A 12547-nucleotide genomic window follows, 5' to 3' on the forward strand; every position below is an offset into this window, starting at 1 on the left:
GGTCCGCGCAGCACCGCCGGTCAGCAGGGAACGCCCGCTCGCGCGGAGAAGCCCGGCAGCCCGGACGACCGGCGCACCGAGCGGGCGGAAACGGTCCGCGCAGCACCGCCGGACAGCAGGGAACGCCCGCTCGCGTGAGGGCACGCGCTGCCGGCGCGACCGACGTGGCGGACATGCACCGCGCCTCCTGGCCGAGCACGCCTGCACGGTGACCGGACGAGGCGGACGTACCCCGTGCCTCCCGACCGGGTCCGCTCAGAGCGCCTTCGCGACCGCCACCAGCAGCTGGTCCCGTGAGGGGACGCCCGGCGAACGGAAGACCTCGGCACCGTCGTCCCGACGCACGATGATCGTGGGGGTCGAACGGATACCGAGGTCCTCTGCAGTGTCAGGGTGTGCCGCGACGTCGCGTTCGGTGACCCGGAGCCCGGGGACGAGCGCCGCTGCCTCACCGCTCACACGGCGGGCGGCTGCGCACGGGGCGCAGAAGGCGGAGGTCCAGAGGTCGAGCTGCACGGGACGGTGCAACGTGCGCGGCGCGCGATCTACTCCCGGTCGAACTCGCCGCTGCGGTCCCCGCGGTCCTGCAGGTCGTCGACCGGGTCGGAGTCCGCGGCGTCGTACTCGTACTCGACCGAGGTCTGGTCGAGCACCTGACGGGTCTTGGTGGCCTTGTAGGCGAAGGCCGTCTGCAGGCCCTCGACGTCCGCGTACACCGTGACCTCGTCGTCGACCGCGTCGCTCGTGGCGGTGCGGGTGTCGGTCGTGCCGTCGAAGGGACCGCCGTGGAAGATCGCGGTGTACTCGTCGCCCTCGTGGATGGTGATGTCGCTCATGCGTCCCTTCTACCAGGGGTGCCCTGTTGACGGATGTATAGCACCGCTATATAGTTCAGACATGGAAGCATCGCGGGCGCAGGCGCTGGAGACGCTGATCATCTCGGTCAACCGCTTGGTCCGTGCTGCGGCGCAGGCCTCCGGCGACGCCACCTCGGCCGCGGTCTGGCGCACGCTCGGCATCCTCGAGACCGAGCAGCCGCTGCGCCTCGGTGAGCTCGCCGCCGCGTCCCGTGTGGCACAACCCACGATGACCCGGATCGTCGCCGGCATGCTCGCCGACGGTCTGCTCTCGCGCACCGTCGACCCCGACGACTCACGCGGGCAGCTCATCGAGCTCACCGATGCGGGGCGCGAGCGGCTCGCCACCTGGCGCGCGACGATCGCCGACTCCGTCGGGCCGGTCTTCGCCGACCTCGACGACGACGACTGGGACGTCCTGCGCGACGCCGCCGCCATCATCGCCTCGCGCACCACCACGAACCCCACCAGAACGGAGATCCACGCGTGAACGCCCACGCACCCGCTGCGTCCGGCAGCATCCTCAAGCAGTCGTCCGCCGTCTGGGCGATCGCGTTCGCCTGCGTCGTCGCCTTCATGGGCATCGGCCTGGTCGACCCGATCCTCCCCGCGATCGCGACGTCGCTGCACGCCACCGCCGCGCAGACCGAACTGCTCTTCACGAGCTACCTCGCCGTCACCGGCGTCGCCATGTTCTTCACCAGCTGGGTGTCGAGCCGCATCGGTGCGAAGAACACCCTGCTCATCGGGCTCGCGCTCATCGTGGTCTTCTCGGTGCTCGCCGCGACCTCGGGCAGCGTCTGGAACATCATCGGCTTCCGCGCCGGTTGGGGTCTGGGCAACGCGCTCTTCATCTCCACCGCACTCGCGACCATCGTCGGTGCAGCGTCCGGTGGTACGGCGTCGGCGATCATCCTCTACGAGGCAGCGCTCGGCCTCGGCATCGCCGTCGGGCCCCTGGTCGGCGGACTGCTCGGGTCGGTGAGCTGGCGCGGTCCCTTCTTCGGCGTCACCACCCTGATGGCGATCGCGTTCATCGCCGTCGTCGCGCTGCTCAAGACCTCCGGACTCGAGAAGCCCACGCCGACGAAGCTCTCGGCACCGTTCCGCGCCCTCGGACAGCCGGCGCTCGCGGCCCTCGCGGTGACCGCGCTCTTCTACAACATCGGCTTCTTCGTGCTGCTCGCGTACACGCCGTTCCCGCTCGGCTTCGGCGCACTCGGCATCGGTTTCACCTTCTTCGGGTGGGGCGTCGGGCTCGCGATCACCTCCGTGTGGGTCGCCCCGATGCTGACCGCGCGCATGCGCCGCACGACCGTACTGAAGATCGCGCTGCCGCTCCTCGCCCTCGACCTGTTCGCCGCGGCGGTCGTCGTGACCTCGCAGGCCGGGCTCATCATCTGCGTGGTCATCGGTGGCCTCGTGCTCGGTGTCCTCAACACGGTGCTCACGGAGTGCGTGATGGAGGCGACGGACCTCCCCCGCTCGGTGGCATCGAGCGCGTACTCCGCGGTGCGCTTCATCGGCGGTGCGATCGCCCCGCCCGTGGCGACGCTGCTCGCCGACTCGTTCTCGCCGTCGGCGGCCTACGTGTTCGCCGGGGTCTCGGTGGCGGTCGCGTTCGTGGTCGTGGTGCTGACCACCAAGGTGCTGCGGCGGGTCGACGACGGGGCCGAGCCGGAGCGTGTCGAGGCCGAGGCGATCTCGGCTGGCGAGATGGTCTGAGTCGACACGAGCGCGGGTGGGCGGTGAGCCCGCTCGCGCTCGGTGCGAGCGCGGGTGGGCGATGAGCCTGCTCGCGCTCGGTGCGAGCGCGGGTGGGCGATGAGCCTGCTCGCGCTCGGTGCGCTTCGCTGCGGGCGAGGGCTACGGTCTGGACTCCGGTTCGGTCGCGGGTCTCGCCCGTTCGTCATGTGCGGGCGCGCGTGGGCGAGTGGATGGAGATCCAGGGGTGGGCCCCTCGGGCGTACTGGGGGCCCTCGGGGCCGAGTGCGCTCGGCAGGCCGCGCGAGCCGCGCGAGCGGGCAGGATGCGCCGGGCCGGCGCCGTCCGCCCGACCGCTTCCGCCCACTGGGCAACCGGAGGACGGGCCGAGCGGTCCGCCCGACCGGTTCCGCCCGCTGGCCAACCGGATGACGGGCCGGAGCGGACCGGCGGACGCGGGACGAGCCTCCAGACCGGTGGTGAGGGCACCGCGCGAGTGCGAGCGGGCGGAAGGCGCGCCGTGGTGGTCGCCCGATCGACGATTCCGCCCGCCCGCCTGGAACGGCCGACCGGGAGGCACGACGCGACACTGCAGGGACAGCCCGGTCGCCAGCGGGCGGATCCTGCCGTCGTTCCGGATCGCGAGTGCGGGTTCCGCCCGCTCACGGACCGACCGGGAGGCACGGTCCACGTCGATCCGGACCGCTCGCGCCGCGAGCGGGCGGATCCTGCCGCCGTTCCGGATCGCGAGTGCGGGTTCCGCCCGCTCACGGACCGACCGGGAGGCACGGCCCACCTGGATCCGGACCGCGCGCGCCGTGAGCGGGCGGATCCTGCAGACGGGCCGTCTCGCGGCTGCGGGTTCCGCCCGCTCGGCCAGGGGCAGCCGTGTGTCCACGGCGTCCCGGTGTCGCCTCGAGCGGAGCCGGCACGGTGCCGACCTGGATCGCTCCACAGCCTCGGGTCCGGGCGCGGGAGCGTCACCCGTGCGGAATAGGATCGAGGACATGGCAACTGCGAACGACCGCCTCGTCTGGATCGACTGCGAGATGACCGGCCTCGACGTCGAGGTCGACCAACTCGTCGAGGTGGCCGTCGTCGTCACGGACTTCGACCTCGTCCCCGTGCACCCCGGGTTCGACATCGTGATCAAGCCCGACCAGTCGGCGCTCGACAACATGAACGAGTTCGTCACGAACATGCACGCGACCTCGGGCCTCGCCGAGGCGATCCCGGACGGTGTCTCGCTGGCGGACGCCGAGTACCAGGTACTCGAGTACATCCTCCAGCACGTCCCGGCCGAGGGCAGCGCGCCGCTGGCCGGCAACACGATCGGCACGGACCGCGCCTTCCTGTCGAAGTACATGCCCCGCGTCGACGGGCACCTGCACTACCGCAGCGTCGACGTGTCGAGCATCAAGGAGCTCTGCCGCCGCTGGTTCCCGCGCGTGTACTTCAACGCGCCGGAGAAGCACGGCGGCCACCGTGCCCTCGCGGACATCCTCGAGTCGATCCGCGAGCTCGAGTACTACCGCCGCGCCGGCTTCATCCCGGAGCCCGGCCCGACGACCGAGGACGTCCGCGCCGTCACGGCCGAGGTGGTCGAGAAGTGGGAGCCGCGGCTCGGGCAGCCCTCGGCGGAGTAGCGACACGCGTGGTCGTCGCGGCCTCCGGCATGTACTACTATTGAGTGGTCGCGCCGGTCAGCCGGTTCGGACATGGTGGATATAGCTCAGTTGGTAGAGCGCCTGGTTGTGGTCTAGGAGGTCGCGGGTTCGAGACCCGTTATTCACCCCAGAAGTCGAAGGCCCCGTCCCGCAGGACGGGGCCTTCGCAGTTCTCGGATGGTCGTGTGCCACCATCGAGTCCGTGATGGAGATGTCCGCCGACGAGTTCGAGCAGCTCGTGACCGACGAGCTCGACCGGCTGCCCGACGAGATGGTCGACGGGCTGGACAACGTGGTGTTCGTCGTCGAGGACGAGCCCGAGGACGGCTCCGACCTGTTCGGGTACTACGACGGGGTCGCCGCGACCGAGCGCGGGCAGTACGGGTTCGGCGAGCTCCCCGACCGGATCGTGGTGTTCCGGAAGCAGCACCTCGAGGAGTGCGACACCGTCGAGGAACTCCGGGACGAGGTGCACACCACGCTCGTCCACGAGATCGGGCACTTCTACGGCATCGACGACGCTCGGTTGCACGAGCTCGGCTGGGCGTAGAGGCTGCCGGCTGCCGGCTGCCGGCTCCGGCTCCCGCTGAGCCGAGACTCGCGCTGGCGGACGGTTTCGCGGCTCCGAAGACGCGAACGTGTCCGCGGGGCCGAGACTCGCGCTGGCGGCACGCGCCGCGCGCGGCGCGCCGCGCGCACGCGCCGCGCGCGGCGCCCTCAGAACCGCGTCGGCCCCACCTCGTGGTACCTCCCACGCGTCCACCGGCCCCCGCCCGTGCAGCACGTACTCCCCCACGAGTCGCTCCTTGTAGACGGCAGGGTTGTGCGACGCCACCACCCGGGCGTTCCGCCAGTGCCGGTCGAGCGCCCGCGTCCGGTCGGCCGCCGAGGCCCCACCGACCTCGAACAACTCCGTGGCCGCCTGCAGCACCCGCGGCCCGACCTCGACCTGCGCCTGGTAGACGGCGTTCTCGGCGGCGTCGAGCAGTGCGTGGTCGACGCCCACCCCTGGCTCGTTCGTCGCCACGACCCCGTCGAGCAGCCCTGCCGCGGCGACGACGAGCGACCGCGCGGTGAACGCCCCCGCCGACAGCCGTCCGAGCACGGCCAGCACCTGCGGGTCCTCCCCCGGTACGGCGGCGTTCGCGTGGATGTACGTGCGGGTCCGCGGCCGGACGAACGCCACGGCGTCGTCGACGACGGCCTGTCCGATGCCGGCGAGGACCGCCAGCAGGTACAGCTGGTAGAAGGCCTGGATGTGCGACAGCGGCGCGTCCCGGTACGCGGAGACCACCGACTCGTCGACCGCGACACCGGAGAACACCGTCGTCCCCGAAGCGGTGAGGCGCTGCCCGAAGCCGTCCCAGTCGTCGACGCCGGTCACACCCGGTGCACCGGTCGGCACGGCGAAGGTCACCCGCTCGCCGTCGCGGTCGGCCGCCAGGTAGATCCAGTCGGCGTAGAGCGTGCCGGTCGAGTAGAACTTCCGCCCGTCGAGCCGCCACGTGCCGGAGTCGTCGGGAGCGACGGTCGTCGAGATGTCCGCCAGCGTCGTGCCGGTCCGCTCCGAGGTCGCGTTCCCCACGATCGCCCCGCCGACGATGCGCTGGAGCCACTCGTCCCGAGCGGGCGAGTCCGGACGCAGGAGCACGAGCTCCGTGTACCCGAAGTGTCCCCGCCACAGGTGCGCGATGTTCGAGTCCGCCGCCGCGAGGTCCGCCACCAGGTGCGCGAGCTCGACGAGCGTCACGCCGAAGCCACCGCGTTCCTCGGGCACGCGCAGCCGCCCGAAGCCCGCGTCCGCCAGCGCGCGCACCTCGGCGTGCGGGAGGTCGCGGTCGCCAGGGGTGCTGGACGCCAGCTCGCGCGCGACCGCGCCCTCGCGGATCGCCTCGACGACCGGCGCGAAGCGCGCACGCAGGACTGCGAGACGGTCGGCCGGGAGGCACGGCGCACCCCCGGCGCTCGCTGGCACGTCGTCCGGACGGTCGCTCGGGAGGCCCGGCGCACCCCCGGTGCTCGTCGTCGCGTCCGTCATGCGGTCACCTCCACGGCGTCGCGCGCCTCGTCCGCACCGGTCCCGGCCGCGCCGCCGGAGAACGCGCCGCGCCACCGCCTCGCCGGGTGTGAGTCGGGCAGCTGCGCGTGGCCGAAGAGCTTCTCGCGGAGGGTGCCCTCCCGGTACTCCGACTGCATGAGTCCGCGCTCCTGCAGGGTCGGCGCGATGTGGTCGACGAACTCCTCGTACGAGCCGGGCAACGTCCAGTTGATGACGTTCACGCCGTCGACCCCGACCCGCTGCCAGGCGGCGAGCTCGTCCGCGATCTGCTCGGGCGTCCCGACGACCCGTGCGCGGAGCTTGGCGGAGAGCCGGGCGAGGTCGGCGATGGTCGGCTCGCGGTCGCCGGCGGCCTCGCGGAGCCACTGCAGGTGCGACTGCCCGGCCTGGGTCCGGACCTCGGACAGCGGCGTCGCCGGGTCGAGCGGCTCGCCGGTGTCCGGGTCGAAGCCGAGGTTCGAGTGCACGAGGAAGCCGTCGGCGGCCAGGTACTCGTCGATCTCCGCTTCCTTCGCCTTCGCCTCGGCCTCGGTGGATCCCGTGACGAAGGTCAGGCCGAGGAAGAACGCGATGTCCTCGCGGCGTCGGCCCACGGCGGCAGCGAGGTCGCGGGTCTCGCGGATGAGCTGCTCGGTGGCGTCCCGGTTCGAGGTGAGGATGAACTGCGCCTCGGCGTTCCGCGCGGCGAAGGCCCGGCCGGCCGGCGAGGACCCGGCCTGGAACAACACGGGCGTCCGCTGGGGCGAGGGCGCGCTGAGGTGCGGCCCCTGCACGTCGTACCGCTTGCCGTGGTGGTCGATGCGGTGCACCAGCTCCGGGTCCGCGTAGCCGCGCACCGGGTCCTTGAGCACGGCACCGTCCTCCCACGACCCCTCCCACAGCTTGGCGCAGACCTCGAGGTACTCCTCGGCCCAGGCGTAGCGCTCGTCGTGCTCCTCGAGCCGGTCGGCGCCGAAGTTCCGGGCGGCGCTGTCGAGGGCGCTCGTCACGACGTTCCACCCGATGCGGCCGCGGGTGATGTGGTCGAGCGTCGACACCTTGCGGGCGAAGTCGAACGGGTGCGCCTGGATGACGCTCGAGGTGAACGCCAGGCCGAGGTGCTCGGTCGACACGGCGAGCGCGGAGAGCAGCACGGACGGGTCGTTCGAGGGGATCTGCAGCCCCTCGCGGAGGTTCGTCGCGTAGTCGCCGCGGGCGGGGCCGTACGTGCCGACGACGTCCGCGAAGAACATCGCGTCGAACTTCCCGCGCTCGAGCGTCCGGGCGAGGTCGGTCCACAGCGTGACGTCGTCGAAGTCCGCCTGCCGGGCGTCCGGGTGCCGCCAGAGGCCGTGCTGGATGTGCGACGTCGTGTTCATGACGAAGGCCGCGAAGCGCAGCGGACGGGTCGGTGCATCGCTCATGCCCCATGGTGTCTGGGGAGCCGCCGCCGACGGTCATGACGTGACCTCGCGTTACGGGCGCGGTTCCGCGGCGGCCGGGCGGCGACCATGCTCCTGAGGCATGCCGACCCAGACGACCGCAGCCGCGCCTCCCGTCCGTCCACCGTCTCCGTCCACGAACGCGACCCGACGTCGCGTCGCGCTCGCGTCGTTCGTCGGGACGACCGTCGAGTACTACGACTTCTACCTGTACGCGACGGCCTCGGCGCTCGTGTTCGCCCCGACGTTCTTCCCGTCCGTCACGCCGGCCGTCGGTGTGATCGCGTCCTTCGCGACCTACGGTGTCGGCTTCGTCGCGCGGCCGCTCGGCGGCATCGTGGCCGGGCACCTGGGCGACCGGATCGGGCGGAAGAAGCTGCTCGTGGCGTCCCTGGTGCTGATGGGCATCGCGTCGACGCTCATCGGGGTGATCCCCTCGGCGGCGACGATCGGGGTCGGTGCGGTGGTCGCACTCGTGGTGCTGCGACTGCTCCAGGGCGTCGCAGCCGGAGCGGAGTGGGGCGGGTCGGCGCTGCTGTCGGTCGAGCACGCGCCGACGCGGCACCGGGGACTGTTCGGGGCGTTCACGCAGATGGGGTCCGCGGGCGGCATGCTGCTGGCGACCGGGGTATTCACGCTCGTACGGACCCTGCTCGGCAACGAGGCGTTCCTGGCCTGGGGGTGGCGCCTGCCGTTCCTGTTCTCCGCGGTCATCGTCGCGGTCGGACTCGTCATCCGGCTCGGCGTGCAGGACGCCCCGGTGTTCCAGGCGCTGCGCGCGTCCGGCGGTGTCGAGCGGTTCCCGGTGTGGCAGGCGGTCCGTCGGCACCCGCGGTCGATCCTCGTCACCGCAGGGCTGCGGCTCGTCCAGCCGGCGCTCTACTCGATCCTGACGACGTACTCGCTGACCTACCTCGGGGCGAAGCGCGGCGAGGAGGGCTCGGCCGCCGGGCTCCAGGCGGTGCTCGTGATCTCGGCGGTGTCGCTCGTGTCGACGCCGTTCTGGGGGTGGCTGTCCGACCGGGTCGGGCGCCGGCCGCTCGCGATCGGGTCGGCGATCGGGATCGGCGTGCTGATCTGGCCGTTCTTCGCGTTCCTCGACGCCGGGCCCCTGGTGCTGCTGCCGTTCGTGGCGTTGATCGGCATGAGCGTGTTCCACGACAGCATCTACGGTCCGCAGGCGGCGTGGTTCGCGGAGCAGTTCCCGACCGGGCGGCGCTACTCGGGCATGAGCCTCGGGTACCAGATCGGGTCGATCTTCTCGGTGGGACTGACGCCGTTGCTCGCGGCGGTGTTCGTCGAGGTGGGCGGGGGCTCGCCGTGGATCCTGTGCGCGTACCTCGGCGTGTACGCGGTGCTGTCGGTCGTGGCCGCGGTGTTCGCGGTCGACCCGGTGCGCGACGCGCGGCGGGCGGACGCCCGGGCGGCCGGTGCCGGTGCCGGTGCCGGTGCCGGTGCCGGTGCCGGTGCCGGTGCCGGTGGGCCAGTATCGGGCTGAGCGACGGGGCTCGGGCTCCGGGCCGCGAGGGACGTCGGTCAGCCCGGGTCTCGCCGTCGACCCCGCCGACTACGTCCTGAGCACCAGGTCCGCGAGCTCCGCGGGCGCCTCCGCGGCGATGAAGGCACGCTCCTGGGCAGCCCAGCGCTCCCACTCGCGGGCGAACACCTCGCCGTCGCGGCCGATCGCCCGGTCGCGTCGGACGTCGTCGTCCGCCTCGAGCCACACCCGGAGGGTCGCGTGTGGAGCGGACCCCCGGGAGAGCGCCCCGCACCCCTCGACCACCAGCGGCACGTGCGACTCGATCGACACCCACTCCGCCGGCTCGGACCGCTCCCAGTCCCAGCGCCGGTACCCCGACGGCGTCCCGAGCACGTCGGACACGACCGCGTCGGCGGCCGCGCGCAGGCCGTCCCACCCGGGGTAGACGTCGTCGAGGTGCACGACCCGTGCGCCGAGCCGTGCCGCCACGGCGTCGCCCAGCGTGGTCTTCCCGGTGCCCGAGCGCCCGTCGACCAGCACGACGAGCCGTCGACCGGTGGCGGCAGCAGCGCCGGCCGCGGCCGCGGCGATCCCCTCGACGAGCGCCGCGTCCGGTGCCGCTCCCCCGGCGGTCACGTCCAGCCGCGCACCTCCGGCGGTCACGTCCGGCACCGCTCCCCCGGCGACCGCTCCCCCGGCGGTCGCGTGCAGCCGTGCGCGCTCAGGCACGCCACGTCCCCGCGGCCACGGCCACCCCGATCGACGCGACACCGATCCCCACGAGCACGGCGACCATCGCCCACTCCGGTCCCGCGAACCGCGCCTGCCGCGCCCACGTCCGGGGACCGGGAGCGCCGAAGCCGCGCGACTCCATCGCCACCGCCAGCGTGGTCGCCCGGCGGAGTGCGAGCACGAGCAGCGCGAAGGCCATCGACGCTCCGCGCCGCAGCCGTCCGTGGTCGGCGAGCCCCCGTGCGCGGCGTGCCATGGCGAGCTGGCGCCAGTCCTCGCCGAGCAGGGTCGTCATCCGCACCGCGGCCAGGGCCCCGAGCACGAAGCGGGCCGGCAGCCGCAGCAGCTGTGCGAGCCCGTCGGCCAGGTCGGTCGGGTCGACCCCGACGAAGAGCACGACGGCCGGCAGCCCGACCGCGAGGACCCGCAGCGCGGTCGCCACCGCGAGCGTCAGCGACCCGTCGGTGACGTGGACGAAGCCGAGGTCGAACCACTCCCGCCCGGAGGGCCGCCCGTACAGCGCGATGCTGAGCGCCGTCAGGGGCACGGCGACGAGCACCGGTGACGCCCGCAGCAGCAGGGTCCGCGGCGGGATCCGGAGCACCGGGAGGAGCAGCAGCTCCAGCGCGAGCGCGACGGCCGCGGAGACGACGTCGAGACTCGTCACGAGGCACAGGCCGAGTGCGAGCACGCCGAGCATCGGGGCGACGGGTTGGACGCCGGCGACACCGCGACGCGTCCGGCCGGGAGGCTCGGCTCGCCCGCCCGCACCGGCGCGGGTCGTCGGGGTGGTCACCGGTGCACCTCCGTGGTCGGTCGGGGTCCGCCGGGTCCGGTCGACGGGGCGTCCGGTCCGGCCGACGGAGCGCCGGGTCCGGCCGAGGGGTCACCGCGTCCGTCCGGCGGGACGGCGGTTCCGGCCGGCGGCACGGCGGTTCCGGCCGGCGGCACGGCGGTTCCGGCCGGCGGCACGGCGGTTCCGGCCGGCGGCACGGCGGTTCCGGCCGGCGGCACGGCCCTCGCACCGTCGGCGGCGAGCACGACCTCGTCGGCGTCGAGCGCACGGACGAGGTCACGGTCGTGCGTCACCACGACGAGCGCCGTCCCCGCGTCCGCCAGCGCCCCGAGCAGGTCGACCACGGCCTGCCAGGTCGCACGGTCCTGGCCCGAGGTGGGTTCGTCCAGCACGACCACGGGCGGCCGCGAGGCGACGACGGCACCGATCGCGAGCCGCCGCTGCTCACCGCCGGACAGCGTGAAGGGGTTGGCGTCGGCGAGGTGCCGGAGCCCGAACGCGTCGAGGAGTTCCTCCACCCGCGCGTCAGCGTCCGACAGCCCGAGCGCGCGCGGTCCGGCACCGAGCTCCTCGCGGACACTGCGCGCCACGAACTGGTGTCCGGGGTCCTGGAACACCGACCCGATCCGGGCCGCGAGCTGCCGGCTCGTCCACCGGATCGGCGCGTCACCGGCCTCCCCGGCCAGGTCGGGCGTCGCGAGGAGTGTCCCTCCGGACGGACGCAGGAGCCCGGCGAGGGTGAGGCCGAGCGTCGACTTGCCGACGCCGTTCGGACCGGTGACCGCGAGGACCCGACCGCGACGGATCCCGAGGTCGATGCCGCTGCCGACACGGGCCCCGCCGGCACGTCCGAGGATGCCCCCGCGCGCCGTCGCGAGTCCCCGCGCCTCGAGCAGCGCCGTCTCATCGTCGCGCGGGCGGAAGGCGCCCCCGGCCACCGGTGCTCCCGGTGCTGATCCGCCCGCTCGCTCGGTCGACGGCGCGACCGGACGTCCGGCACCGGTCGACGGCGCGACCGGACGTCCGCCGCCGGCCCGGGACGATCCCCGCGCCGGCTCGGCACCGGGCACCCACACGCCGGCCGCCGTCAGCGCCGGACCGTGCTCGGCGAGCACCGACGCGGGGGTCCCGTCCGCGACGACCCCGCCCCCGGGTTCGAGGAGCACGAGTCGATCGACCAGGTCGAGCCAGGTGCCGATCCGGTGCTCGACCACGAGCATCGTCGCACCGCTGGTGTCGAGCAGCGCCCGCACGGCGTCGTGGACCTGCGCCACGCCCTCGGGGTCGAGGTTCGCGCACGGTTCGTCGAGCACGAGCACGCCGGGGCGCATCGCGAGCACGCCCGCGAGCGCCAGACGCTGCCGCTGCCCGCCGGAGAGCCGGCTCGTCGACCGGTCGAGCGGCAGGTCGAGGCCGACGACCCCGAGCGCGTGCCGGACGCGTTCCCACGTCTCGGCCCGCGGGACGCCGGTGTTCTCGCACCCGAAGGCCACGTCGTCGCCGATGCGCGACATCACCGTGTGGGCCTCGGGGTCCTGCATGACGAGGCCGACGCGCCCGCGGACCGCGCGGGGGTCGGCGCCGTCGACCAGGACCGAGCCCTGCACGGCTGCGGCGGTGTCGTCGTCGGGGTCCGGCTCGTCCGCCAGCACCGCTGCGACCGCGCGGAGCACCGTCGACTTGCCGGCGCCCGAGGGGCCGACGACCGCGACGCGCTCACCCGGCTCGACGACGAGGTCGAGACCGCGCACCGCCCACGCGTCGCGCCCGGCGTACCGCCAGCCCCAGTCACGGAAGGCGATCCGCGCCGCCCCCGAGGACGACACGGCCG

General features: G+C 73.6%; 11 protein-coding genes, 1 tRNA gene and 1 pseudogene. 6 read left to right on the forward strand and 7 right to left on the reverse strand.

Annotated features, from left to right (window positions below):
* Positions 1-255: 255 nt before the first annotated feature.
* Positions 256-516 (reverse strand): co-chaperone YbbN, encoded by a 261-nt coding sequence (locus M3677_RS03890; protein WP_066653047.1) that lies wholly within the window; start codon positions 514-516, stop codon positions 256-258.
* Between the two features lie 29 nt (positions 517-545).
* On the reverse strand, positions 546-836 hold the full coding sequence (locus M3677_RS03895) for a hypothetical protein (protein WP_066653044.1): 291 nt from the start codon (positions 834-836) through the stop codon (positions 546-548).
* Between the two features lie 61 nt (positions 837-897).
* On the opposite strand from M3677_RS03895, the gene M3677_RS03900 reads away from it, so the two are divergent.
* The 5 genes from M3677_RS03900 to M3677_RS03920 all read left to right on the forward strand — a co-directional run bounded on the left by M3677_RS03900 (position 898) and on the right by M3677_RS03920 (position 4778).
* Complete coding sequence (locus M3677_RS03900; protein ID WP_251159836.1) at positions 898-1347, forward strand: MarR family winged helix-turn-helix transcriptional regulator; 450 nt, start codon at positions 898-900, stop codon at positions 1345-1347.
* Complete coding sequence (locus tag M3677_RS03905; protein ID WP_066653039.1) at positions 1344-2582, forward strand: MFS transporter; 1239 nt, start codon at positions 1344-1346, stop codon at positions 2580-2582. Before M3677_RS03900 ends, M3677_RS03905 begins: the two co-directional genes overlap by 4 nt.
* A 986-nt stretch (positions 2583-3568) precedes the next feature.
* The gene (orn, locus tag M3677_RS03910; RefSeq protein WP_251159837.1) at positions 3569-4207 is read left to right on the forward strand and encodes an oligoribonuclease; all 639 of its coding nucleotides are present in this window, start codon (positions 3569-3571) and stop codon (positions 4205-4207) included.
* A gap of 75 nt (positions 4208-4282) precedes the next feature.
* A tRNA-His gene (locus M3677_RS03915) sits at positions 4283-4358 on the forward strand.
* 75 nt (positions 4359-4433) lie between these two features.
* Positions 4434-4778 (forward strand): metallopeptidase family protein, encoded by a 345-nt coding sequence (locus tag M3677_RS03920; protein WP_066653030.1) that lies wholly within the window; start codon positions 4434-4436, stop codon positions 4776-4778.
* Between the two features lie 330 nt (positions 4779-5108).
* Here the strand turns inward: M3677_RS03920 and M3677_RS03925 are convergent.
* Positions 5109-6266 (reverse strand): annotated as a pseudogene (locus tag M3677_RS03925) (acyl-CoA dehydrogenase family protein); the annotation flags it as partial.
* Positions 6263-7690, reverse strand: coding sequence for an LLM class flavin-dependent oxidoreductase (locus M3677_RS03930; RefSeq protein ID WP_066653028.1), 1428 nt, complete (start codon positions 7688-7690; stop codon positions 6263-6265). The gene M3677_RS03930 and the pseudogene M3677_RS03925, both read right to left, overlap by 4 nt.
* Positions 7691-7790: 100 nt before the next feature.
* Here M3677_RS03930 and M3677_RS03935 point away from each other — a divergent pair, with 100 nt between their 5' ends.
* Complete coding sequence (locus tag M3677_RS03935) at positions 7791-9206, forward strand: MFS transporter (protein WP_251159838.1); 1416 nt, start codon at positions 7791-7793, stop codon at positions 9204-9206.
* A 69-nt stretch (positions 9207-9275) separates the two neighbouring features.
* Here the strand turns inward: M3677_RS03935 and M3677_RS03940 are convergent, their stop codons facing one another.
* From M3677_RS03940 to M3677_RS03950, 3 genes are read right to left on the reverse strand one after another with little or no spacing between them, the layout of a single operon-like run.
* Positions 9276-9917: an ATP-binding protein gene (locus M3677_RS03940; protein WP_251159839.1), complete on the reverse strand. Its 642-nt coding sequence runs from the start codon at positions 9915-9917 to the stop codon at positions 9276-9278.
* On the reverse strand, positions 9910-10716 hold the full coding sequence (locus tag M3677_RS03945) for an energy-coupling factor transporter transmembrane component T (RefSeq protein ID WP_308201963.1): 807 nt from the start codon (positions 10714-10716) through the stop codon (positions 9910-9912). The genes M3677_RS03940 and M3677_RS03945 overlap by 8 nt, the downstream gene beginning before the upstream one ends.
* Positions 10713-12542 (reverse strand): ABC transporter ATP-binding protein, encoded by a 1830-nt coding sequence (locus M3677_RS03950; protein ID WP_251159840.1) that lies wholly within the window; start codon positions 12540-12542, stop codon positions 10713-10715. Before M3677_RS03950 ends, M3677_RS03945 begins: the two co-directional genes overlap by 4 nt.
* Positions 12543-12547 lie beyond the last annotated feature (5 nt).

The organism is Curtobacterium sp. P97 (assembly GCF_023712445.1).
GTDB lineage: Bacteria > Actinomycetota > Actinomycetes > Actinomycetales > Microbacteriaceae > Curtobacterium.

Excerpts from the sequence above, each read along its gene's own strand:
- M3677_RS03895 (WP_066653044.1), bottom strand. The coding sequence starts at position 836 with ATGAGCGACATCACCATCCACGAGGGCGACGAGTACACCGCGATCTTC.
- M3677_RS03900 (WP_251159836.1), top strand. The coding sequence starts at position 898 with ATGGAAGCATCGCGGGCGCAGGCGCTGGAGACGCTGATCATCTCGGTC.
- orn (WP_251159837.1), top strand. The coding sequence starts at position 3,569 with ATGGCAACTGCGAACGACCGCCTCGTCTGGATCGACTGCGAGATGACC.
- M3677_RS03920 (WP_066653030.1), top strand. The coding sequence starts at position 4,434 with ATGGAGATGTCCGCCGACGAGTTCGAGCAGCTCGTGACCGACGAGCTC.
- M3677_RS03930 (WP_066653028.1), bottom strand. The coding sequence starts at position 7,690 with ATGAGCGATGCACCGACCCGTCCGCTGCGCTTCGCGGCCTTCGTCATG.
- M3677_RS03935 (WP_251159838.1), top strand. The coding sequence starts at position 7,791 with ATGCCGACCCAGACGACCGCAGCCGCGCCTCCCGTCCGTCCACCGTCT.